Source organism: Duganella sp. LjRoot269, from assembly GCF_964254095.1.
Classification (GTDB): Bacteria; Pseudomonadota; Gammaproteobacteria; order Burkholderiales; family Burkholderiaceae_D; genus Rugamonas; species Rugamonas hordei.
In genome coordinates this window covers 3046143-3067303 of sequence record NZ_CAXUSL020000001.1, presented here as the reverse complement: position 1 = coordinate 3067303, position 21161 = coordinate 3046143, and the positions used below count along the sequence as shown (strand labels likewise).

Here is a 21161-nt window from a genome sequence, read left to right as displayed (position 1 = left end):
ATCATGGCAAATCTCTTCGACCCGATCACCATCGGCGACATCACGCTGAAAAACCGCATCGTCATGGCCCCCCTGACCCGCGCCCGCGCCGTCGGCGGCGCCCGTGTGCCGAACGCCTTGATGGCCAGGTACTACGAGCAGCGCGCCAGCGCCGGCCTGATCCTGAGCGAAGCAACCGCCGTCACGCCGCAGGGCGTGGGCTACGCCGACACCCCGGGCCTGTGGTCCGATGAGCAGGTCGAAGGCTGGAAGCAAGTGACGGCGGCCGTGCACAAGGCCGGCGGCGTGATCTTCGCCCAGCTGTGGCATGTGGGCCGCATCTCCGATCCAAGCTTCCTGAACGGCGAAGCGCCGGTATCGGCCAGCGCGATCGCGGCCAAGGGCCATGTCAGCCTGCTGCGTCCGGAACGCCCTTACCCGGTGCCGCGCGCGCTCGATACCGAAGAGCTGGCCGGCATTGTGGCCGCCTACAAGCAAGGCGCGGAAAACGCCAAGAAAGCCGGCTTCGACGGCGTGGAAATCCACGGCGCCAACGGCTATCTGCTGGACCAGTTCCTGCAGGACAAAACCAACCAGCGCAGCGACAACTACGGCGGCCCGATTGAAAACCGCGCCCGCCTGATGCTGGAAGTCACCGATGCCTGCATCGAAGTATGGGGCGCCAACCGCGTCGGCATGCACCTGGCGCCGCGCCGCGACTCGCACGACATGGGCGACTCCAATCCGGCGGAAACCTTCGGCTATGTGGCGCGCGAACTGGGCAAGCGCAAGATCGCTTTCATCTGCGCCCGCGAAGCCGTCGGCGAAGACAGCCTGGGCCCGTTGCTGAAGAAGGAATTCGGCGGCGTCTACATCGCCAATGAAAAGATGGACAAGCAGACCGCGCAGCAGGTGCTGGAAGCCGGCACCGCCGACGCCATCGCCTTCGGCAAGGATTTCATTTCCAATCCCGACCTGCCGCGCCGCCTGCAGACCGGCGCGCCGCTGAACCCATGGAACGCCGCAACGTTCTACGCGCCGGCGGAAGAGGGTTATACGGACTACCCTGCCCTGGCGTAATGAAAAAAGGGAGCCTCGGCTCCCTTTTTTCATTAACGCGGCTGCGTGTAATTGACCGGCACGAACACGTAACCGCCCTTGCCGTTGGCGCGCACATGGCCCAGCGCCGGGAACGACAAGTGCGGCGCGCCGATCAGGTAGCCGCCCGTGGCCGCCGCGGCGAACGCTTTCTTGCGCTCGGCAATCGCCACCTTGCTGTCGGTGTCGAACTCGATGCCGACGCCCGGATCGTCAAACTGCACCGCCTGCACGTGCAGCAGATCCCCCAGCAGCACCAGCTTCTGCCCCTTGCTCTCGATCACATAGGTGATGTGCCCTGGCGTATGGCCGCCGTTGAAATACGACTTGATGCCGGGCACCAGCTCGCTGTTGGCGACGATGGGCTGGAACTTGCCCGCCTTGACATAGGGATTGATGGACACCATCGGCCCCTGGAAATTATCCTTGGCCTCGGCCGGCGCCTTGTCCAGGTTAGCCTGGTTCAGATAGTAGTCCGCGTCCAGCTTGCCTGCGCGCACGATGGCGTTCGGAAACACCCGCTGCTCGTTGGCCGCCAGGCCGCCGACGTGGTCGCCGTGCATGTGACTGATGTAGATCTCGTCGACCTGCTCCGGCTTGTAGCCGGACGCCTTCAGATTGCCCAGCAACTGCCCCAGCGTCGGGCCGAACAGGCTGGCCGCGCCGGTGTCGATCAGCACCAGCTTGCTGCCGGTATTGATCAGGAAGCCGTTGACCGAGGTCTGTATCGGGCTTTTCTCGAACGCCTTGGCCAGCGCCGCGTCGGTCTTTGCCGGCGGCTGCTTCAGCAGCTTGTTGACCGGCAAATCCAGGGTACCGTCGTTCAGCACGGTGACTTCGAAATCGCCCAGCGTGGTGCGGTAAAATCCCGGCGCCTGGAACTTGGCCATCGGCGCGGCGGCCTGCGCCAGCGAGCACGCAGCGGCCACGGCCGCGAAGAGCGCGGCCGAGCGGGTCAATTTGGTCGTGATCATAGCTTCCCTTATTGTTGTGAATTATGAGAATCGCTACGATACCGCAAAATTAACTTTTTGGCCGGCGCTCGCTAGAAAGTCATCGGCAGGCGCACCGACAGCTGCACGTCGGGCGTGTCGCGCGTCAGCCCCGCCCCCACGGCGACGTTGAGCGTGCGCTTGTCGTTGATGCGGTAGGAGAACCCCACCAGCAAGGTGCCCAGTTGCGTGCGCACCGAGCCGGGCACGGGCAAGCCGTTCTGGCGCGTGCGCGCGACCGAGCTGTGGTCGTAGCCAAAGCTCATCAGCGCCTTGTCGTTCAGCGCCAGGCCGACGCCGAAGTTGAAGCCGACCACGTCGCCCGGCTCGACCGTGCCCAGCGGCTCCCACTCGCCGTTCAGCACCTTGCGGTTGACGTTGCTGCGCTTGAAGTTGTGCAGATAGCTGACGCTGCCGAACAGGATGGCCGGGTCGCTGGAATACAGCCAGGTCAGGCTCGGCTGGATCGCATAGAAGCCCGAGCCGGTCGGCAATTCCAGCGGCAGGCCGGTGCCGGTGGCGTTCGGCCCGACGCAGCGCTTGCTGCAATCGGTGACGACGCTGAACGGATCGGTGCCGGTGCGCGACTTGACGCGCAGGCCCGCCACATAATACGGCTTGTCGGCCGCCCCCTGGTTGAGCTGGTAGCGCAGCGCCAGCTCGGCGTCGCCGACGCCCTTGCCGCTGGTTTCAAACACATTGTCGACGCCGGTGCCGGTAAAGATTTCACGGCTGACGGTCGAATCGCTGCGGTACACATACGGCACCTTCAGCTCCAGCTCGGCGCGGTTGCTCAGGCCGTAGCGCACGCTGGCCGTGCCGGTCAGCGTGTTGCGCTTGACCTCGCGCACATCGACCAGCCCGATCAGCAGGGCTGGAATGATGGTGTAGCCGACCAGCACCACGCGGTTGCTCGACGAATAGCCGAACTGCGCCGACGGCTCGAAGACGAACTTGCCGCGCGGCGTCAGCACGCCCGGCTGCTCGAACAGCGGCGCCACCGCCGGCGGCTGCGTGTCACTTCCCTGTTGTTGTTGGGCCTGCGCCATCACGCAGGCAAGACCGGCCATCGCGCCGGCCATCGCGTTCATCCTCCATCGAGCACTTCGCATTACCACCCTCCGCAGCAGGTTTCATTTCGGGCCCACCGCACCACTCAAGGAATCGCGCAACATGCTTTCAAAATTGACGGCCTTGAGCATCGCCAGGTTAGTGACGGTGGTGCTGATCGTGGTCTGGCTGCGGATGGCCTGGTCGTTGACGCTGTTCTGTATCAACAGCGCGCCCAATCCCTGCATGGCGGGCACCGGATCGATCGCATTGCCGGCGCCGTTTTGCACCACCACGGCGGCCAGCGCATCGCTGGCCATCTGTGCTTCCGCAGCGCTCAACTTTGTCACATCGGCGATCGCAAAACTACTGTTTGCTACAACAGTTCCATTGATCGAAACCAAACGTTCGACACCTAGCGAGACCAGCAGCCCATTGCCGAGGTCGTAGCCGCCGCGCGCTTGTTCCAGCTGGGCATCATCGACCGCGGTCCAGCCGTCGGTCGGGTCCGCATGCACGGCGCCAAAACCCAGCAGCAGTATCATTAAAGCGATGCGCATGGCGCCTCCGTTCAGTAATTGCCGTTGCCGTTTTTCGGCAGCGTGATGTCGGTCAGGCTGGCGCGGCTGATCGCCTCGCCCAGCGGCACGCGCGGCGCGACGCTCCAGTCGGCCGCCTGGTTGAAATGCGGCTGGCCGCGCCAGTTGTGAATGACGAACAGCAGCCGGTCCTGCCAGATGGCTTCGAAGGCCGAGCGCGTCATCGCGCGCGTGCCGCCGGCCGGATCGCCCAGCAGGATGCGGCCATCGTCCATGCCCTTGATGACGACGAAGTGCCGGTAGCCGTTTTCCTCGACCCGCACGATGGCGGGGAAGCCGGCCTCGGCCAGCTTCTGCAGCGGCTGCTGGTAACCGTCGGCGATAAAGCCCTGCTGCGCCAGGTAGCGCTTCATGTCCAGCAGCGAAAAGCCTTCGCGGCGGATTTTCTGCTGGTCGCCGAGCGCGTACATGACGTCGAACACCTGGCGCTCGCTGACCGGCGTGTCGTAGTGGTAGCTCAGCAGCGTTGCCACCGCCGCCGAGCCGCAACTGAAATCGAATTGCTGGCGCACGGTGGAACGGAAGCGCGCTTCCTTCATGCTGGTGACATGCAGCGCATAGCTGCCGCCTGTCACGCCGGGCAAGTCCACCGCGCCAGCCTGGCCGCACACGGCGGCCAGTGAGGTAGCCAATAAGGCGCTGACGAGTTTTTTCATTGCATCTGGATGTTGATGATGGTGGCGTTCTGGATCAGCACATTGGCGCCGGAGTTCTGTATCGCCACCGGCAGGCCGGAAGCGTTGCTGAACGAGCCGGTACTGATCGAATTGGCGCCGGTGAAAACATTAACCGCCGTATTGCCGCTGACTGCGCCGTTCAACTGCATGTCGCTGGTCACCGTGTCGGTGCCGGCGCGTTTGCCTGCCAGCCTGTCGGCCGACACGGCCGTGCCGTCAAACCCGACGGGATCGGCCGCCGTGATGACGATGTCCCGCACCAGCGGCGGCAAAGGCCGCGCGGACGGCTCCTCGATCGGAGCGATCGCCGGCGCCGCCAGCAGCGCCGCACACAAGCTCATACTGAATAGTTGCATACCGTACCCCCTGTCGATGACGGGATGCGCCACGCCCCAGGCGCGCGCATCCCGCTTGCAGCTTTTTATCTGCCGACCGACAGATTGGCCTGCACGTTGACGCTCTGCTGCACCAGCGAGGCGATGCCGCTGTTCTGCGCCGTGACCATGATGCCCGCGGCCGACTGGCCGACATTGCTCATGGTGTTGGACATATTGAACGTGCCCGCATTCACGGTCACATCGCCGCCCGCACCGCCGGTACCGCCCGCGCCAGCGCCGCCGGTGGCTGCGCCGACCGAGTTGGTACCGCCGCCGCCGCCTGCACCGGCGGTGTTGCTGCCGCCGCCCGCGCCGCCCGCGCCGCCGGCGCCGCCGGTGGCACTGCCGCTGGTCGTGTCGCCGTTGCTGGCCGTGCCGCCGGTGGCCGCGCCGCCGGCCGCGCCATTGCCTGCGGTATTGCTGGCGGCACCGCTGCTGGCACCGTTACCGCCGGCCGCACCGGCTCCGCCCGCCGCGCCGGTGCTGGTGGCCGCACCGCCCGCGCCGCCGGCACCGCCTGCGCCGGTGGTGGCTGTCGCGCCCGCGCCGCCCGTTTGCGTGACGCCGGCACCCGCACCGCCTGCGCCGCTGGTGGCGGAGCCGCCGGCCGCGCCGTTACCTGCCGTATTGCTGCCGCCGGTGCCCGACGCGCCTGCACCGCCCGCGCCGCCTGCGGCACCCGCGCCGCCCGCGCCGCCGGTGGAAGTCCCCGTACTGGCCGTGCCATTGCCCGAGGTGCCGGCGCCGCCGGTACCGGAACCGGAAGTGGCCGTCGCCGTATGGCTAGGCAGGGTGGCCGGTGTCTCGCCCGTGGTGGTCGGGACGGTGCTGCTGGTCGACGCCGTCGCCGCGCCGCTGCCCGCGCCGCCGCCGGCCGCGCTGGTGCTGGCCGAGCTCGATCCACTGCCGGCGCCGCCGCCGGCCGCACCCGCACCGCCCAAGCCGCCCGCACCGCCACCGCCGCCGGCCGCGCCGCCGCCGTTGCCGGTATTGCCGCCGTTGCCGCCGTTGCTGCCGGTGGCCGCGCCGGTAAAGCCGCCGGCGCCGCCGGTCGAACCGCCATTGCTGCCGCCCGCGCCGCCGGTCGCGGCACCGGTCGAACCGCCGAAGCCGCCGTTACCGGCGGTGGCTGCCTGGCCGCCGCCGCCGGCGCCGCCAAAGCCTCCCGCGCCGCCGTTGCCGCCCGCGCCCGTGGTGGCGCCGGTGGCTGCGCCACCCGCACCGCCAAAGCCGCCCGCGGTGCCGCCGACGGTCGCCGTGCCGCTGGTGGCGCTGCCGCTGGCGGCACCGCCGCCGAAGCCGCCTGCGGCACCGCTGCCGCCGACCGCGTCGCCGCCGTAGCCGCCGGTCGAGGCCGCGCTGCCGCCCGTCGCGGCGCCGCCGATGCCGCCGTAGCCGGCGCCGCCCGCACTGCCGGCGCTGTTGGTGGCGTTGTTGCCGATGTCATGCACCGTATTGCCGGTCACGGTGCCGGTCAGCGTGCTGTTGGCATTGGCGGACGACGTGTTGTAGGCGTTGGTCAGGGTCGCGGTGGCCGTGCCGCCGTTATTGGCCGCGGCCGCGCCGATATTGTTGGCGGCGGCGCCGCCGGTGCTGTTGTTGTTACTGTTCTTGTTACTACTGTCTTGGACCGCGGACGATGAGTCGTTGGCGTGTGCTCCGGCGCCGGATTGGGTCGTTGTCGGTGGCGTCGTGGTTTGCGCATAGGCTGCGTTCATACCAAACGCCAGCGCAATGGCCGCGCTGATCAAAGTTTTTTTCATAGCTGCTCCCTACCTAACAAGTTGTACGGGTTGATCAAGAATAGTTATGCCAGGGGACCGATCTCCCGGCCTCTCCCCTTTTGCAAGCTTGATGCCACCCGCGCGTGGTCGCGGCAAGCCATTGAAAACTAAAGATAATTCGCAACAGGGGCACGCCGTCGGCAGGCGCGCCCCGGATTTGCAGGCGCTGTTCGTCACGCGGGTGTGACAGCACCCGGAGCGCTGTCACAGCGGCCGCGCTATTTCGCCGGGGGGCCGTTGGTGTAACAGGCACGCGACGGCGCCGGAATGCCGTGCTTGGCCAGCAGCCGGTACAGCGTCATGCGCGAGACGCCGAGGTCGCGCGCGGCCAGCGTGATGTTGCGTCCGGCCCGCTGCAGGCTGGCGTCGATGGCGTCGCGCTCGGCGCGGATGCGGGCATCGTCCAGCTGCGCCGCCGAGACCGCCGCGCGCTCCGCGCTGAGACCGAGATCCTGCGGCAGGATCAGGCGGCCCTCCGCCATCACCATCGCGCGCCGCACGCGGTTGATCAGCTCGCGCACATTGCCGGGCCAGTCGTAGTCGCGGATCGCCTGGGCGGCGCGGACGCTGAAGCCTTTGACGCGCGGCGCCCGCTCGCTGGAGAAGGTATGGAAGAAGTGTTCGGCCAGCGGCAGCAGGTCGTCCTTGCGCTCGCGCAGCGGCGGCACGTCGAGCGCCAGCACGTTGAGACGATAGTAGAGATCCTCGCGGAAGGCACCGCGCGCCACCGCCTGCGACAGGTTGACGTGCGAGGCGGCGATGACCCGCACGTCGACCGCGATGCTGTGGGTCGAGCCCAGCCGGTAGATGGTCTTCTCCTGCAGGAAGCGCAGCAGGTTGGCCTGCAGCTCCATCGGCAGGTCGGCGATCTCGTCGAGGAAGATGGAGCCGCCTTCGGCCGTCTCGATCAGGCCGCGCTTCTCGCGCGCCGCGCCGGTAAAGGCGCCCCGCTCGTAGCCGAACAATTCGGACTGGATCAGCGAGGCCGGAATCGCGCCGCAATTGATGGGCACGAACGGGCCCGTGCGGCGCCGCGAATGCGCGTGCACCGCCTGCGCCACCAGCTCCTTGCCGCTGCCGCTCTCGCCCCAGATCAGCACCGGCGCACTGGCCGCCGCCACCTTGACGATCTGCCGCCGCAGGCGGGTGATGGCGGCGCTTTGCCCGGTCATGCTGTTTTCGTGATTGCCGCTGCCATTGATGATGCCGATGCCGCTGCCGCGCGACGGCGGCTGGCGCAACTCAGCCAGCCCATGCGCATGTCCAAGCGTGTGGCGCAGCCGCACCACGTCCAGCGGCCAGGTGTGGAAATCGGCGCAATGGTCGTGCACCAGCTGGCGCCAGCCAGACGACTCCAGGGCCGGCGCGTGCAGTACCGCCACCCAGTGCATATTCCAGTGGTCGTGCAGGAATCCGCTCACCGTGTCGCACACAGCCTGGTCGTGCGCTTCGACCAGCAACAGACCTACCGGCAGCGGCCGCGCCTTCAGCTGCCGCCGCGCCTCGGCCAACGTGGTCGCCCTCACTACTTCCCATCCTTCTGTTGCAGCGCCCAGAGCTTCTGGCATGGCGCGGATTCCGATTGCTACGCAGAGTATGGTTTTTTTCGTCATGTCCCTTGGACCGCGAAAAGATAAATAAAGTTCAATCTTGCAAATATAATCAACCAGAAGTCGCTTGCCGCGACTACGTCGTCAATATAGAATGCCTGCGCGGTTTTTTTGACGAGGGATATGCCAGCCTGTCAATAGTGAAAATAAGTTAAAACAAAGACGGGGTGCGAACATGAGCGATTTTCAACTGAAACCGGCGGATCTGCCGCATTGGGGCCAGCGCGCCGCCTTGCGCGTGCTGGGCCTGTTCGGCTGGCGCATGTTGTACCGTCCCCTGCCCGGCCCGCGCGGCATCGCCGTGATTTATCCGCATACCTCCAACTGGGATTTCATGGTCGGCCTGTTCGGCAAGTGGAGCCTGAACCTGCCGTTCCGCTGGCTGGCCAAGGACTCGCTGTTCAAGACGCCGCTGGGCGGCTGGTTCCGCTCGCTGGGCGGCGAGCCGGTCGATCGCAGCGCGCCGAACGGCATGATCCGTTCGCAGGCCGAGCGCATGAACGCGGCCGACTGGTACTGGCTGGCGATCACGCCGGAAGCCACGCGCGGCTACCGCCCCAGCTGGAAGAGCGGCTTCTACCACCTGGCGCTGGAAGCCAAGGTACCGCTGGCACTGGTCTATCTCGATTACCCGAACAAGACGCTGGGCCTGATCGACCATCTGCACCTGACAGGCGACCAGGAGGCCGACATGGCCGCGATCCGCGCCATCTATGCCGGCCACCACGGCCTGTATCCAAAAAACGAAGCGCCCATCATGCTGCAGGAACGCCGCGCGGAAACGCGCGACGAGCCGGCAAAAAAATAGTCAGGCGGCCGCCACCAGCATCATGCCGGTGGCCGCGATCATCGCTCCGCCGACCTTCAGCGCCAGCGCCGGGCTGACCCGGCCCAGCAATCTCCCGCCGTAGACCAAGGCCGCGCTGGCCAGCAGCATGCCGACGGCGCTGGCCGCCTGCGGCAGTTCGTGGCCGTGCGCGTTGCCGTGCAAGAGCGCGAACGCGCCGACCATCGCCGCCCCAACCGCAGCCGGCAGCCGCGCGGCGACCGCGATCAACAATCCCATCAACACCACCGTCAGCGCGACGCCGGTTTCCAGGCCCGGTATCGCCAGGCCCGCCGCGCCGGTCGCGACGCCGAGCAGCATCATGCCGAGGAAGGTGGGCGGCAGCCAGGCGGCGTTGGACTGGCGGATGCTCCACCCGCCCACCGCCAGCATCGCCAGCAGGTGATCGAGACCGGTGAACGGATGCGCGAAGCCGTCAAGGAAGCCGTGCGTGTGGGCGCCGCCCGCTTGCGGGTGGGCCGCCGCGGCGGCGCTGGCCAGCATCAGAACGGCGGTCGCCGCGAGGTGTTTGTTCTTCATAGCATCTCCTGTGCAAAGTGTGGAACCTGACCGAGCAGGCCTTGTTCGCGGATGAAGTCGATGACGGCGGTCACGCCGTCGCCGCTGCGCAGATTGGTGAACACGAACGGACGCGAACCGCGCTGCTGTCTGGCGTCGCGCGCCATCACGTCGAGATCGGCGCCGACGTGCGGCGCCAGGTCGGTCTTGTTGATGATCAGCAGATCGGAACGGGTGATGCCGGGACCGCCCTTGCGCGGTATCTTCTCGCCGCCGGCGACGTCGATCACGTAGATCGTCAGGTCGGACAGCTCAGGGCTGAAGGTGGCTGCCAGGTTGTCGCCGCCGGATTCGACCAGGATCAGGTCCAGGTTGGGGAAGTCGGCCTGCATGCGGGCGATGGCTTCCAGGTTGATCGACGCGTCTTCGCGGATCGCCGTGTGCGGACAGCCGCCGGTCTCCACGCCCATCAGGCGCTCGGCCGGCAGCGCGTCGGCGCGCAGCAGGATCTCCATGTCTTCCTTGGTGTAGATGTCGTTGGTGATGACGGCCATGTCGAAATGGTCGCGCATGCCCTTGCACAGCATCTCGCACAAGGCGGTCTTGCCGGAGCCGACCGGGCCGCCGATGCCGACGCGCAGTGGATTGGAGGTTGTCATAGTTGTTCTCTCTTCAGGATCGGTATAAACGGCTGTACTGCACTTCGTGCTGCATCGACAGCAGCGACAGGCCGGGCGCCCAGTTGCACATGTCGTCGTCGGCGACGGTTTGGGCGTGGCGGGCGGCGGCTTCGATGTCTGCCCGCAGCGACAGCAAAATGCGCTGGCCCGCCACCTGCCCCAGCGGGACCGATTTGACGCAGACCAGCACCTGGTTCTCGGCCCACGCGAACAGCATCGCCAGCAAGGCGGCGTCGTGCGGGATGTCCAGCGCGGCGACGGCGCAGGCAAAGGCGGTCGGCAGCGCCACTTCCGCTTCGCCCTGCAGATGCGCCAGCATCTCGGCGTCGACGAAGCCCAGTTCGGCCACCAGTTTGGTCAGCGAGTAGCCCATCTGGATGGTCTCGGCGCGGAACTCGGCGCTGTCGCGCGAGGCGATGAAACGTTCGCTCCACTCGGCCGCGCCGCGCCAGTCGCGCCGCGAGTATGCCTGCATCAAACGCCAGCACACCGGCGCTTCCCACTGCGCCACCACCTCGTGCAGATGGCGCAGGATCCAGGCGCGCGCGGTGTCGGCGTTGTGCACGGTGCCGTTTTCCAAGGCCGCCTCCAGCCCCTGCGAATAGCTGTACGCGCCGATCGGCAAGGCCGGACTGGCGAACTGCAACAGGTTCAGGAGCGCGGAAGCCTGCATTACTTTGCGTCCCCCGGGCGGTGGATCTTCTGGCGCAGCGGGATCGGCGCCAGCGGATTGCCGTCGTGATGATGCGAGTGTCCGCCGCCGTACGCGCCGGACTCCGGCTCGAAGGCGGCCTTCTCCTCCACCACCGTCGCGCCCAGCCCGGCCAGCATTTCCTTCAGCACCGCGTCAGCGCGGATGCGCAGGAAGCCGTCGCCGACCTGCGCCTGCGTGTGGCGGTTACCGAGATGGAAGGCGCAACGCAGCAAGGTGTGCGCGTCGGCGCAGGTGATCTTGTAGGTCGGCTCCGGCGCCGCCACGACCTTGACCACGCGCTTGTCCTCGCCGGTCAGCAGGTCGCCGTCGCGCAGCACGGTGCCACGCACGGTGAACACGGCGACATCCTCGCCGGTATCGAGCGTCGCCCGCAGGCGGCATTTTTCGCGCAGTTCGTAGGGCAGCACCAGTTGGGCCGCAATCACGTCCGCGCTCGGGATTTTAGTGTGCAGTGTCAGCATGATTTTCTAGAACAGGAAGTAGCGTTGCGCCATCGGCAGCACCGCCGCCGCTTCGCACACCAGCAGCTCGCCGTCGGCGCGCACTTCATAGGTTTCGGGATCGACACTCATCTTCGGCGTCAGGCCGTTGTGGATCATGTCGGACTTGCGCAACGCGCGCATATTCTTCGCCACGATCAGCGTCTTGTTCAGCTTGAGCTGTTCGCCGATGCCGGCATCGAACGCCGCCTGCGACACAAAGGTGAACGACTTCTTCAAGCCGCCGCCGAAGGCGCCGAACATCATCCGGTAATGCACCGGCTGCGGCGTCGGGATCGAGGCGTTCGGGTCGCCCATCTGCGCGGCGGCGATCATGCCGCCCTTTAAAATCGTCGATGGCTTGACGCCGAAGAAGGCAGGCTTCCACAGCACCAGGTCGGCGATCTTGCCCACTTCGAGCGAACCCACCACGTGCGAGATGCCGTGCGTGATGGCCGGATTGATCGTGTACTTGGCGATGTAGCGCTTGACGCGGAAGTTGTCGTTGCGCGAGGAATCCTCGGCCAGCGGACCGCGCTGCACCTTCATCTTGTGCGCCGTCTGCCAGGTGCGCATCACCACTTCGCCGACGCGGCCCATGGCCTGCGAATCGGACGACATCATCGAGATCGCGCCGATGTCGTGCAGGATGTCCTCGGCCGCGATGGTCTCGCGGCGGATGCGCGATTCGGCGAAGGCCACGTCCTCGGCGATGGCCGCATCGAGGTGGTGGCAGACCATCAGCATGTCCAGGTGCTCGTCCAGCGTGTTGACGGTGAACGGCCGCGTGGGATTGGTCGACGACGGCAGCACGTTGCCCTCGCCCACAGCCGCGATGATGTCCGGCGCATGGCCGCCGCCCGCGCCCTCGGTGTGGAAGGTGTGGATGGTGCGGTCCTTGAACGCGGCCAGCGTGTCGGCCAGGTAGCCGCCCTCATTGAGCGTGTCGCTGTGGATGGCGACCTGCACGTCCATCCGGTCCGCCACGGACAGGCAGTTGTCGATGGCGGCCGGCGTGCTGCCCCAGTCCTCGTGCAGCTTGAGGCCGATGGCGCCGGCGCGCACCTGCTCCTCCAGCGGCTCCGGCAGCGAGACGTTGCCCTTGCCGAGAAAACCCAGGTTCATCGGGAACGCGTCGGCCGCGCCCAGCATCGAGTGCAGGTGCCACGGGCCCGGCGTGCAGGTGGTGGCCGAGGTGCCGGCCGACGGACCGGTGCCGCCGCCTATCATGGTGGTCACGCCGCTCATCAGCGCTTCTTCGATCTGCTGCGGGCAGATGAAGTGGATGTGCGTGTCGACGCCGCCGGCGGTGACGATCATGCCTTCGCCGGCGATGATCTCGGTGGCGCCGCCAATGGCCATCGTCACATCCGGCTGGATGTCCGGATTGCCGGCCTTGCCGATGCCGGCGATCAGGCCGTTCTTCAGGCCGATGTCGGCCTTGACGATGCCCCAATGGTCGACGATCACCGCGTTGGTGATCACCGTGTCCATCACGTCGGCGGCCACGCGCTGCGACTGGCCCATGCCGTCGCGGATCACTTTGCCGCCGCCAAATTTCACTTCCTCGCCATAGGTGGCGTAGTCTTTTTCGATTTCGATAAACAGTTCGGTGTCAGCCAGGCGGATGCGGTCCCCTTTCGTGGGACCGAACATTTCCGAGTAGGCGCGGCGCGAGATTGTAGCCATATCAGCCTTTGTTATTAGCTTTTTGGTGGATTGGGGTCCAGCTTGCCCATTACTTTGCCGTTGAAACCATACACCTTCTGCTCGCCGCCCAGCTTCACCAGTTCGACGGTGCGCTGCTGGCCCGGCTCGAAGCGGACGGCGGTGCCGGCCGCGATATTCAAGCGCATGCCGTAGGCTTTCCAGCGCTCGAACTTGAGCTCAGTGTTGACTTCGAAAAAATGAAAATGCGAGCCGACCTGCACCGGCCGGTCGCCCTGGTTGGTCACCACGACGGTCGCAGTGGCGCGGCCCTCATTCAGGCCGATCTCGCCCTCTTCGAGCAGATATTCACCGGGTATCATAGTGAGCTCCTTAAAAACAATGTCTTGTAGTAGATTGCATTTGAACGCCATTCGCCGGATGGGCTGCAGGCGTACTCGGGGAGGCCGGCGGCGTAGGTAAAGCCGCAAGCCAGGTAAAACGGTTCCGCCGGCGAGCCGGCTTCGGTGTCCAGGTACAGCAGGCCGCGTTGCAACGAGCGCGCCACCTCTTCCACTTCCTGCATCAACCGGCGCGCTATGCCCTGGCGCTGCGCGCCGCTGTGCACCAGCAGCTTCTGCACCTCGGCGCGATTGACGCCGTTGCGCTTCTGGCACAACTCCATCTGCACCGTGCCGACGACACGGCCTTCGCGTTCCGCAAACCACAGCAGGCGCGCGTCGGTCTGCATTGCCGCGCGCACCTCGCACCAGTAGGAACTGGCTTCTGTCGGCGTCAGCGATGCCAGGAAGCCGAGCGACGAGCCATGCGCCACCGCGTCCAGCAGCAGCGCCACCAGATCGGCGCGGGCCGCGTCAAACTGCTCCAGGTTCGGTTGGAATATCTTCATACGCGCTATGGAATCTATGGAATCGGGTTGTGCACGGTCACCAGCTTGCTGCCGTCCGGGAAAGTGGCTTCGACCTGGATGTCCGGGATCATCTCCGGGATGCCTTCCATGACGTCGTTGCGGGTCAGGATGCGGGTGCCGTCGGACATCAGCTGGGCCACGGTCTTGCCGTCGCGCGCGCCTTCCATGATGGCGCAGGTGATCAGCGCCACCGCTTCCGGATAGTTCAGCTTCAAGCCGCGCGCGAGGCGGCGCTCCGCCACGATGCCGGCGGTGAAAATCAGCAGCTTGTCTTTTTCTCTTGGTGTCAGGTCCATATGTTCTCTAAGGGTTTCAGGTTTGCCAGATGCGCGGCGTGACGGCCTCGCGATCGAGCAGGTGCGGGCGCAAACGGCGCCAGACGGTGAGCATCAGGCGGCGCGCGGTTTCGCTGTCGTCGCCCAGGTGGCGCGCGACCAGCACGCCCTTGGTTTGCGTGACGCCGAAAACGTGTTCGCCGTCGGCGGCTATATCCGAACGGATCTCGGCCAGCACGGCGGCCGGCACCGGCTTGCCGGCGGCGATCAGCGTGGCGCAGACGGTCTTGCCGTTCAGCGCCAGCGGGCTCTCCAGACGTCCGCCGCGCATCGCGCCCTGCTCCCACCAGATCAATTTGCCGTCGCGGCGGATGCTGCTGCGCTGGGTGACGGTGCCGATGCTGAAGGTTTCGCCCGAACCGCGCCGGCCCATGCAAAGGATCTCGCAGCCGATGTAGGTGGCGCCTGCGGCCAGCGCGATGTCCTGCTCCAGCGCCACGTTAGCGGTATCAAAAAAGATCGTCTCTTGCGGCAGCCATTCGAGTGCGGCGCCGGTGCCCACGTTGAGACTTACCGTCTGCCGCGACACCTTGCCGTTGGCCTTGTACCACTTGGCGGCACCGGGTGTGGTGATGAAGGCATGCGCCTGCGGACCGACGCCGATATCGATCGCCAGCTGGTCGCCGCCGACCACGCCGCCCGGCGGATGGACGACGATCGCGTGGCAGACCTTGGCGTCCTCCGGATACAGCGCCTTCTGCACGCGCAGCGGGCCGTGGTGAAGATTGTCGAACAGCCGCGTGGTGCCTGCGTCGTCCGCGAATCCGAGGGTGAGGCTGGCCTGCCAGGCGCTGTGGCCGGCGGCGAGTTCTCTGGATGCGGTGGTATCGGGCATGACTCACTTAATGCAATCGTCATGCCAGCTGAATTCCGGCGCGGCAGCGCCGTAAGGACTTTTTTTCGCACCAAAGCGAACGTCTTGCACCATTGCGGTGCAAGACTCTTTGCTAGTCGCCTTCGACCAGCGCTTTCAACCGTGCCAGGCGCACGTCCCAGCGCGCCGACACCTGCGCCAGGAAGGCTTGCATGTCCGCGATCGGCTCATGCGCGAATTCGTAGCGGCTTTCGCGGCCGATGCGGATGCTGCGTACCAGCCCTGCCCCCTCCAGCACGTGCAGATGCTTGGTGATGGCCTGGCGCGTCAGCGTCGAACCTTCGGTCAGCTCGGAGATGCTGTGCGACGAACCGTCGGCCAGCCGGCCGACCAGCCAAAGCCGGGTTTCGTCGCCCAGCGCGAAAAACACCGGCGCGTGCTGCTGATCGCGGTTGCCTTTACTGCGCAACATGACGCGCCACGTTTTGCAGTTGCGCTTCCCAGCCCCCTTCGTTCATGCTGAACGCTTCCTCGCGACGGTCGGCAGGCAGGCTGTCGAAGCCGGATTCGTTGACCGTCAGACGTGTGCCGCCTGCGATCTCCTGCAGCGTGAACACCACCAGCGTCTGCGGTTCCGCGTCGTAATCGCGGTCCGGGTCGAGGGCGTACGGATGCCAGGTATAGGAGAACAAGCGCTCCGGCTGTATCTCCTTCACCATCACCGTGAACGGCTTGCCTTCGAAGCCCGGGTAAGTCATCGCCCCGGCGCACGCCTGGCCCGGCACGAACGGCCCGTCCAGCCTGACCTGGAACCACTGGCCAAACTCGCGGTAGTCGGTCAGCGCGCGCCACACGCGGGACAACAGCGCCTTCACATCGATCTGCTTTTCGATTTCGTTTTTCATATGCCACCTCCTGGTTGCATATTAGCCGTTCACCGCAAATTGGGCAACCATTTGATTGCATTTACTTTTGCCTCAGTTTAATTGTAAAATAAACATGTTTAATTAATTACAATATCAAATAAGGATAGCCATGAGATTTTCCCCATTCGCAGCGGTGCTGGCCGCCTCCCTGACCCTGGCGCTGGCTCCTGCCGCGCAGGCCAGCGGTTTCGGCGCCAACCTGATCGTCAACGGCAACGCGGAAGCCGGCGCCGGTTCCAGCAACGGCGGCCTGGTTGCCGTTCCGGGCTGGTCGACCACCTCGAACTTCACCGCAGTCACCTACGGCGCCAGCGGCGGCTTCCCGTTCGCAGCCGATCCGGGTCCCGCCGATCGCGGCCTGAACTTCTTTGCCGGCGGCGAGAGCAACGGCGCCTCCCGCGCCACGCAAACCATCGACCTGTCGTCCCTGAGCGCGGCCATCAACACCGGCGCATCGCGCTACGACCTGTCGGCATGGCTGGGCGGTTATGAATCGCAAAACGACAACGCCTCGCTGACCGCCACCTTCTTCGGCGCGGGCGGCGCGGTGCTGTCGAGCGCCAGCCTGGCCGGCGTTTCCGCCGCCGACCGTGGCAACCACACCGGCCTGCTCGCGCGCGACACGCAAGGCTACATCCCGGTCGGCACGCTGAGCGTCGGCATCGCACTGGACATGACCCGCAATGCCGGCTCGTACAACGACGGCTATGCCGACAACCTGTCGTTTGCCATCGCCGCCGCGCCGGTGCCGGAAGCGGATGCCTATGCCATGCTGCTGGGCGGCCTGGCGTTGTTGGGCGTGGTCGCCAAGCGCAAGCAGCGCAAGGCCTGACCGAGATTCCCTGCATCCTTGCCGGGGACTCAAAAGTACTTTGCGCCGCGCCATCTTGGTGTGCGCGGCGCCCCACCCCATACTGTTCGCTTATCGATTTGAATAAGTGAGCATGTCATGAAAATATTCGTCACCGGAGCCGCGGGATTTATCGGCGGCTCGATCGCGGCACGGCTGGCCGGCGCCGGCCATCAGGTCACTGGCCTGGTGCGCAAGCCGGAACAATTGGATGAACTGGCAAAGATAGGCGTGACCGGCGTGGTCGGCACGCTGAACGACCGCGACCTGCTGATCGCCCAGGCCCAGGCGGCCGACGCCGTCATCAACGCCGCCAGCAGCGACAACCGCGCCGCCGTCGAGGCGATTATCGAGGCGCTGGCAGGTTCCGGCAAAGTCTTCCTGCACACCAGCGGTTCCAGCATCGTCGGCGACGCCTCCGGCGGCGAAGGCACCGACAAGATCTATTTCGAAGACCGGTTGCCCGCTCCAACGCCGGACAAGGCAGCCCGCGTCGCCATCGACGACCTGGTGCTGGCCGCCGCCGGCAAGGGCGTGCGTTCGGCGGTGCTGTGCAACACGCTGATCTACGGCCACGGCGCGCTGCCGCGCGACAGCGTGCAGCTGCCTCGCCTGCTCAAGCAGGCGCGCAAGAGCGGCGTCGTACGGCATGTCGGGCGGGGTTTGAATATCTGGTCCAACGTCCACATCGACGACGTGGTCGACCTGTACCTGCTGGCCTTGGAGAAAACCGAAGCGGGTGTTTTCTATTTCGTCGAGAGCGGCGAAGCGTCGTTCCGCGACATGACCGCCGCCATCGCCCGCGCGCTGAACCTGGGCGAGCCGCAGGACTGGCCGCTGGAACAGGCCAAGGAAGAATGGGGCTACGAGATGGCCTCCTACGGCCTCGGCTCCAACAGCCGCGTGCGCGGCCAACGCGCGCGCACGCAACTGGGTTGGCAGCCGCATCGGCCGCCAGTGCTGGACTGGATCGCCAAGGACATGCTGCGTCACTAGGATTTACTGGGCAGGCACCGGCACTGGCTGCGGTGCCGGCGCACGGCCGAAGACCTGTACCAGTTCGCCGTTCGGCATGCCCGGCAGCGGAACGATCTTGCCGTTAAAGGTGATCTTGCCGTTTTTGACCTCGATGGCAGAACGCAGTTCGCCCTTGTCCATCACAGCAAAGCCTTCGTTGACCAGTTTGCCGATCACCACAGCGGCCATGTTCTTGGCAGCTGCATCGATCTGCTGGGCGGCATCCGGCGCCGAGGCGTTCACCTGCTTGGCGGCCACCAGGTGCGACACGTCGTTCACCAAGGCCACCGGCAAGCGCACGTCCAGCCGCGCAATGATCTTCTTGCCGAATTCCAGCGGCGCGCTGAAGTCGGCATCCACCATCTTGTCGAAATCGATGCGGCCCTTGATCGAAGCCGTGTTGCCACGATAGCCGGCGCTGATGTCGTCGATCACCACTGCGGCGCCGCTGATGACCAGGTCCTTGCCGAAGTGCGTCAGCGTGCGCATCATCACTTGACGTTGGGCGGCCGGCGCCAGGCCGCTGACCTGCTCATTGCGCAGTTCACTATCCAGGTCAGCCATCGCCTGCGCCGGCAGGTTCACCAGCCGTACGCCGATATTCGCGCGGTCGATCTTCTCGCCGCCGGCCGTGATGGCCTTGCTCGACCAGCCATACACCACTTCCGCCTTCTTGCCGCGCCGGAGCACTTCCGACCTGGCCTGCATATCGTCGATGCGGAACACGTCCTTGGCCTCATGCGTACCCGGCGCTGTGGCACGCACCGACATGGTGCCGATCGTCGCCACCGCCGTGCCGTACCACACACCGTCGGTTGCGCGCGACTGCTTGAAGTCAAAGCGCATGTTCTGCAGCGTCACGCCGCTTTGCATACCCGCGATCGACAGCGACGGCCAGGTCGAGCTGGAGTTCATCATGCTGCCCGCCTTGTTGGTGGAGACCTTCGCACTCAGCTCTGCCCACGTAAAGACGGTACCGCCGTCCTCCAGATAAGTATGCGGCATCAGCTTCGCCGCGTAATTGACCTGGCCTTTGGCGCCGGCGGTGCGCTGCATAGGGAAAGGACGTTCGGAGCCGAAGATGGCCTTCAGCTTGGGACGCAGCTCGGGCGAGAATTCAAACCTGGTGTACAGGTCCAGCTTTTTCCCGGCATCCTGCTGGCCGCCAGTCGCCGCGTGCATCTCCTTCGCGGCGGCGGCCAGGGTCTCGATGGTGGCGGACTTGATCAGCGACGGCGGCACGGCCCTGGCTGCCGCTTGCGGGTGCGGCTGCGGCGACGGCGCCTGCTCGATGGCCTGAGCGTTGGACTGCGCCAGCAGGACGCTGGCGATGGCTGCTGCGATGGTGGTTTTTTTCAAAGTGCGACTCAGGGAAGTTGATGACGACAGGTTCGCGATTGTACCTGCCCAACTTCGCCTGAAATGCGCACATTGTCACGACTACATTACGTTACGTGTAATGTTAGTCCTGGTTCGGATAGGGGCTCTTGCCGCCTTCCGCGATAAACAGGTCGATACGCGCCTCCAGCACCGGCAGCGGCACCGAGCCCAGTTGCAGCACGGTGTCGTGGAAGGCGCGGATATCGAACTTGCCGCCCAGCGCCGCCTCGGCCTTCTTGCGCGCGTTGATGATGCTCATCTCGCCCAGGTAGTACGACAGCGCCTGGCCCGGCCAGGAAATGTAGCGGTCCACTTCCGTCTCGATTTCATGCTCGGACAGCGCGGTGTTGTCGTGCAAATAGTCCTGCGCCTGCTTTCGGGTCCAGCCCTTGCTGTGGATGCCGGTATCGACCACCAGGCGCGAAGCGCGCCAGGCCTGGTAGCTCAGCATGCCGAAGGTTTCGTACGGCGTTTCGTACATGCCCATCTCGGCGCCGAGGCGCTCGCAGTAGAGCGCCCAGCCTTCTCCGTAGGCAGAAATATAGGCGTTGCGGAACGGCGGACGGCCCTTCTGCTCCATCGCCACCGGCATCTGGAACGCATGGCCCGGCGCCGATTCGTGCAACGTCAGCGCCGGCATCGAGTACAGCGCGCGTGCCGGCAGGTTGTAGGTGTTGACCAGGTAGACGCCGGGACCGCCTCGGCCGGAGGTGTAGAACGGCGCCTGGTCGTCCGGCACCGGGATCACGGCGAAGCGGCGGCGCGGCAGGTAGCCGAAGTACTGGCCGACCTTGCCGTCGAACTTCTTGGCGACCCAGGCGGAGCGCATCAGCAGCTCTTCCGGCGTCTTGGCGTAGAAGCGTGAATCGGTACGCAGGAACTGCAGGAAGGCCGGCAGCTCGCCCTCGAAGCCGGTTTGCTTGATCACGTCCTGCATCTCGGCGCGGATCTTGGCCATTTCGCTCAGGCCGATCTTGTGGATCTCGTCGGCGCTCATCGTGGTGGTGGTGAACTCGACGATCTTCGACTGATAGTAAGCCTTACCGTTCGGCAGGCTCTCGGCCGCCAGGTCCTCGCGCGCTTTCGGCACATACTCTTCGCGCATGAACTTCAGCAGCTTGTTATACGACGGCAGCACCGACGCCTGGATCGCCTTCACCGCCGCCGCGCGCAGCTCCTCCTGCTGCGCCGCCGGCATGGTGGCCGGCATGGTCTTGAACGGCATGTAGAACACGGTGTCCTGCGGCGTTTTCGCATCGGTCACCGACGTGATCGAGCCATCGCGGCCGACCAGCGTGATCTTCGGTGGCGTGAAGCCGCGCGCCAGGCCAGCGCGCATGTTGTCGATCTCCTCGCTGAAGTAGCGCGGCACATCGTCCAGCTGCTTGAGGAAGTCGCGATACTGCTTTTCAGTAGTCAGCGGCTTGCGCGCGCCGGACGCCATGTTGGACCAGAAGGCCGAATCGGCGTTCAGCGGCTTTTCGTATTCGCGGAATTCCTGGCCTGCGATCAACGCGGCGATCTGCGCCTTGTAGACTTGATAGTTGATGCGCTCCGGCGCCGACAGCTTGTCCTGCGGGATGCCGTCCAGTTTCTTCATCACGCCCTGCCAGTAGGCCAGGCGCTGCTTTTGCGTCGCGACGTCGATGCGCGGCAGCGAGGGCGATACGCCGTTGTCGTCGTCCTCGTCCTCTTCCTGCTTCTGGCTGATGCGCCACTTCCACTCCTGGGTGTAGATGGCCTTGAAGCGGGCGTCGGCAGCGCCGGGTTTGACGGCGGCTGGCGCGGCTGATGCCGCATCCGCGGCGCCCAAGGCTAACAGCATGCATGCGCCGGCGATGGCGGCACTGAACTTCTTGTCCATAAAACTCCAGGG

The 21161-nt window shown here is 65.7% G+C and carries 24 protein-coding genes; 4 read left to right on the top strand and 20 right to left on the bottom strand.

What is annotated here, in order from left to right:
- Positions 1-3 precede the first annotated feature (3 nt).
- Positions 4-1059 (top strand): alkene reductase, encoded by a 1056-nt coding sequence (locus ACSQ3S_RS13810; protein WP_176650149.1) that lies wholly within the window; start codon positions 4-6, stop codon positions 1057-1059.
- A 32-nt stretch (positions 1060-1091) separates the two neighbouring features.
- Here ACSQ3S_RS13810 and ACSQ3S_RS13805 read toward each other — a convergent pair whose 3' ends face one another.
- From ACSQ3S_RS13805 to ACSQ3S_RS13775, 7 genes are all read right to left on the bottom strand, one after another.
- Positions 1092-2051: an MBL fold metallo-hydrolase gene (locus ACSQ3S_RS13805; protein WP_353404820.1), complete on the bottom strand. Its 960-nt coding sequence runs from the start codon at positions 2049-2051 to the stop codon at positions 1092-1094.
- A 71-nt stretch (positions 2052-2122) separates the two neighbouring features.
- On the bottom strand, positions 2123-3181 hold the full coding sequence (locus tag ACSQ3S_RS13800) for an acetate kinase (RefSeq protein WP_436142709.1): 1059 nt from the start codon (positions 3179-3181) through the stop codon (positions 2123-2125).
- Positions 3182-3202: 21 nt separating this feature from the next.
- A complete protein-coding gene (locus ACSQ3S_RS13795; protein WP_176650146.1) occupies positions 3203-3679 on the bottom strand; it encodes a hypothetical protein in 477 nt (158 codons plus the stop codon).
- An 11-nt stretch (positions 3680-3690) separates the two neighbouring features.
- Complete coding sequence (locus ACSQ3S_RS13790) at positions 3691-4374, bottom strand: C39 family peptidase (protein ID WP_436142708.1); 684 nt, start codon at positions 4372-4374, stop codon at positions 3691-3693.
- Positions 4371-4751, bottom strand: a complete 381-nt coding sequence (locus ACSQ3S_RS13785) for a hypothetical protein (protein WP_436142707.1) — start codon at positions 4749-4751, stop codon at positions 4371-4373. Before ACSQ3S_RS13785 ends, ACSQ3S_RS13790 begins: the two co-directional genes overlap by 4 nt.
- Before the next feature lie 65 nt (positions 4752-4816).
- A complete protein-coding gene (locus ACSQ3S_RS13780; protein WP_436142706.1) occupies positions 4817-6535 on the bottom strand; it encodes a hypothetical protein in 1719 nt (572 codons plus the stop codon).
- A 239-nt stretch (positions 6536-6774) separates the two neighbouring features.
- The gene (locus ACSQ3S_RS13775; RefSeq protein WP_413449007.1) at positions 6775-8124 is read right to left on the bottom strand and encodes a sigma-54 dependent transcriptional regulator; all 1350 of its coding nucleotides are present in this window, start codon (positions 8122-8124) and stop codon (positions 6775-6777) included.
- Between the two features lie 217 nt (positions 8125-8341).
- On the opposite strand from ACSQ3S_RS13775, the gene ACSQ3S_RS13770 reads away from it, so the two are divergent.
- The gene (locus ACSQ3S_RS13770) at positions 8342-8974 is read left to right on the top strand and encodes a 1-acyl-sn-glycerol-3-phosphate acyltransferase (RefSeq protein ID WP_436142705.1); all 633 of its coding nucleotides are present in this window, start codon (positions 8342-8344) and stop codon (positions 8972-8974) included.
- Here ACSQ3S_RS13770 and ACSQ3S_RS13765 read toward each other — a convergent pair whose 3' ends face one another.
- The 11 genes from ACSQ3S_RS13765 to ACSQ3S_RS13715 form a co-directional block, all read right to left on the bottom strand.
- A complete protein-coding gene (locus ACSQ3S_RS13765; RefSeq protein ID WP_436142704.1) occupies positions 8975-9532 on the bottom strand; it encodes a HupE/UreJ family protein in 558 nt (185 codons plus the stop codon).
- The gene (gene ureG / locus ACSQ3S_RS13760; RefSeq protein ID WP_353404981.1) at positions 9529-10170 is read right to left on the bottom strand and encodes an urease accessory protein UreG; all 642 of its coding nucleotides are present in this window, start codon (positions 10168-10170) and stop codon (positions 9529-9531) included. Before ureG ends, ACSQ3S_RS13765 begins: the two co-directional genes overlap by 4 nt.
- A 13-nt stretch (positions 10171-10183) precedes the next feature.
- Positions 10184-10864: an urease accessory protein UreF gene (locus ACSQ3S_RS13755; protein ID WP_176650138.1), complete on the bottom strand. Its 681-nt coding sequence runs from the start codon at positions 10862-10864 to the stop codon at positions 10184-10186.
- A complete protein-coding gene (gene ureE / locus ACSQ3S_RS13750) occupies positions 10864-11367 on the bottom strand; it encodes an urease accessory protein UreE (protein ID WP_176650137.1) in 504 nt (167 codons plus the stop codon). Before ureE ends, ACSQ3S_RS13755 begins: the two co-directional genes overlap by 1 nt.
- Positions 11368-11373: 6 nt before the next feature.
- The gene (gene ureC / locus ACSQ3S_RS13745) at positions 11374-13074 is read right to left on the bottom strand and encodes an urease subunit alpha (RefSeq protein ID WP_176650136.1); all 1701 of its coding nucleotides are present in this window, start codon (positions 13072-13074) and stop codon (positions 11374-11376) included.
- A gap of 14 nt (positions 13075-13088) precedes the next feature.
- Positions 13089-13415 carry an urease subunit beta gene (locus tag ACSQ3S_RS13740; protein WP_176650135.1) on the bottom strand — a complete coding sequence of 109 codons (327 nt, stop codon included), beginning with the start codon at positions 13413-13415 and terminating at the stop codon, positions 13089-13091.
- Entirely contained in the window at positions 13412-13942 is a 531-nt protein-coding gene (locus ACSQ3S_RS13735) for a GNAT family N-acetyltransferase (protein ID WP_176650134.1), read from the bottom strand. Before ACSQ3S_RS13735 ends, ACSQ3S_RS13740 begins: the two co-directional genes overlap by 4 nt.
- A 14-nt stretch (positions 13943-13956) precedes the next feature.
- The gene (locus ACSQ3S_RS13730; protein ID WP_176650133.1) at positions 13957-14259 is read right to left on the bottom strand and encodes an urease subunit gamma; all 303 of its coding nucleotides are present in this window, start codon (positions 14257-14259) and stop codon (positions 13957-13959) included.
- Positions 14260-14275: 16 nt separating this feature from the next.
- Positions 14276-15133 (bottom strand): urease accessory protein UreD, encoded by an 858-nt coding sequence (locus ACSQ3S_RS13725; protein WP_436142703.1) that lies wholly within the window; start codon positions 15131-15133, stop codon positions 14276-14278.
- 112 nt (positions 15134-15245) lie between these two features.
- On the bottom strand, positions 15246-15584 hold the full coding sequence (locus tag ACSQ3S_RS13720) for an ArsR/SmtB family transcription factor (RefSeq protein ID WP_176650131.1): 339 nt from the start codon (positions 15582-15584) through the stop codon (positions 15246-15248).
- Entirely contained in the window at positions 15571-16017 is a 447-nt protein-coding gene (locus ACSQ3S_RS13715; RefSeq protein WP_436142702.1) for an SRPBCC family protein, read from the bottom strand. Before ACSQ3S_RS13715 ends, ACSQ3S_RS13720 begins: the two co-directional genes overlap by 14 nt.
- 130 nt (positions 16018-16147) lie before the next feature.
- Between ACSQ3S_RS13715 and ACSQ3S_RS13710 the strand changes: the two genes are divergently transcribed.
- Positions 16148-16870, top strand: a complete 723-nt coding sequence (locus ACSQ3S_RS13710) for a PEP-CTERM sorting domain-containing protein (RefSeq protein WP_176650129.1) — start codon at positions 16148-16150, stop codon at positions 16868-16870.
- Positions 16871-16987: 117 nt separating this feature from the next.
- Positions 16988-17884, top strand: coding sequence for an NAD-dependent epimerase/dehydratase family protein (locus ACSQ3S_RS13705; RefSeq protein WP_436142701.1), 897 nt, complete (start codon positions 16988-16990; stop codon positions 17882-17884).
- A 3-nt stretch (positions 17885-17887) separates the two neighbouring features.
- Here ACSQ3S_RS13705 and ACSQ3S_RS13700 read toward each other — a convergent pair whose 3' ends face one another.
- Together ACSQ3S_RS13700 and ACSQ3S_RS13695 are read right to left on the bottom strand one after the other, a co-directional pair.
- On the bottom strand, positions 17888-19264 hold the full coding sequence (locus tag ACSQ3S_RS13700; RefSeq protein ID WP_436142700.1) for a DUF945 family protein: 1377 nt from the start codon (positions 19262-19264) through the stop codon (positions 17888-17890).
- A gap of 103 nt (positions 19265-19367) precedes the next feature.
- Positions 19368-21149, bottom strand: coding sequence for a DUF885 domain-containing protein (locus ACSQ3S_RS13695; protein WP_353404969.1), 1782 nt, complete (start codon positions 21147-21149; stop codon positions 19368-19370).
- Positions 21150-21161: the final 12 nt, after the last annotated feature.

Bases quoted from the DNA above. Each gene is read 5' to 3' on its own strand.
- ACSQ3S_RS13810 (WP_176650149.1), top strand. From the start codon at position 4: ATGGCAAATCTCTTCGACCCGATCACCATCGGCGACATCACGCTGAAA.
- ACSQ3S_RS13805 (WP_353404820.1), bottom strand. From the start codon at position 2,051: ATGATCACGACCAAATTGACCCGCTCGGCCGCGCTCTTCGCGGCCGTG.
- ACSQ3S_RS13800 (WP_436142709.1), bottom strand. From the start codon at position 3,181: ATGCGAAGTGCTCGATGGAGGATGAACGCGATGGCCGGCGCGATGGCC.
- ACSQ3S_RS13795 (WP_176650146.1), bottom strand. From the start codon at position 3,679: ATGCGCATCGCTTTAATGATACTGCTGCTGGGTTTTGGCGCCGTGCAT.
- ACSQ3S_RS13790 (WP_436142708.1), bottom strand. From the start codon at position 4,374: ATGAAAAAACTCGTCAGCGCCTTATTGGCTACCTCACTGGCCGCCGTG.
- ACSQ3S_RS13785 (WP_436142707.1), bottom strand. From the start codon at position 4,751: ATGCAACTATTCAGTATGAGCTTGTGTGCGGCGCTGCTGGCGGCGCCG.
- ACSQ3S_RS13780 (WP_436142706.1), bottom strand. From the start codon at position 6,535: ATGAAAAAAACTTTGATCAGCGCGGCCATTGCGCTGGCGTTTGGTATG.
- ACSQ3S_RS13775 (WP_413449007.1), bottom strand. From the start codon at position 8,124: ATGCCAGAAGCTCTGGGCGCTGCAACAGAAGGATGGGAAGTAGTGAGG.
- ACSQ3S_RS13770 (WP_436142705.1), top strand. From the start codon at position 8,342: ATGAGCGATTTTCAACTGAAACCGGCGGATCTGCCGCATTGGGGCCAG.
- ACSQ3S_RS13765 (WP_436142704.1), bottom strand. From the start codon at position 9,532: ATGAAGAACAAACACCTCGCGGCGACCGCCGTTCTGATGCTGGCCAGC.
- ureG (WP_353404981.1), bottom strand. From the start codon at position 10,170: ATGACAACCTCCAATCCACTGCGCGTCGGCATCGGCGGCCCGGTCGGC.
- ACSQ3S_RS13755 (WP_176650138.1), bottom strand. From the start codon at position 10,864: ATGCAGGCTTCCGCGCTCCTGAACCTGTTGCAGTTCGCCAGTCCGGCC.
- ureE (WP_176650137.1), bottom strand. From the start codon at position 11,367: ATGCTGACACTGCACACTAAAATCCCGAGCGCGGACGTGATTGCGGCC.
- ureC (WP_176650136.1), bottom strand. From the start codon at position 13,074: ATGGCTACAATCTCGCGCCGCGCCTACTCGGAAATGTTCGGTCCCACG.
- ACSQ3S_RS13740 (WP_176650135.1), bottom strand. From the start codon at position 13,415: ATGATACCCGGTGAATATCTGCTCGAAGAGGGCGAGATCGGCCTGAAT.
- ACSQ3S_RS13735 (WP_176650134.1), bottom strand. From the start codon at position 13,942: ATGAAGATATTCCAACCGAACCTGGAGCAGTTTGACGCGGCCCGCGCC.
- ACSQ3S_RS13730 (WP_176650133.1), bottom strand. From the start codon at position 14,259: ATGGACCTGACACCAAGAGAAAAAGACAAGCTGCTGATTTTCACCGCC.
- ACSQ3S_RS13725 (WP_436142703.1), bottom strand. From the start codon at position 15,133: ATGCCCGATACCACCGCATCCAGAGAACTCGCCGCCGGCCACAGCGCC.
- ACSQ3S_RS13720 (WP_176650131.1), bottom strand. From the start codon at position 15,584: ATGTTGCGCAGTAAAGGCAACCGCGATCAGCAGCACGCGCCGGTGTTT.
- ACSQ3S_RS13715 (WP_436142702.1), bottom strand. From the start codon at position 16,017: ATGAAAAACGAAATCGAAAAGCAGATCGATGTGAAGGCGCTGTTGTCC.
- ACSQ3S_RS13710 (WP_176650129.1), top strand. From the start codon at position 16,148: ATGAGATTTTCCCCATTCGCAGCGGTGCTGGCCGCCTCCCTGACCCTG.
- ACSQ3S_RS13705 (WP_436142701.1), top strand. From the start codon at position 16,988: ATGAAAATATTCGTCACCGGAGCCGCGGGATTTATCGGCGGCTCGATC.
- ACSQ3S_RS13695 (WP_353404969.1), bottom strand. From the start codon at position 21,149: ATGGACAAGAAGTTCAGTGCCGCCATCGCCGGCGCATGCATGCTGTTA.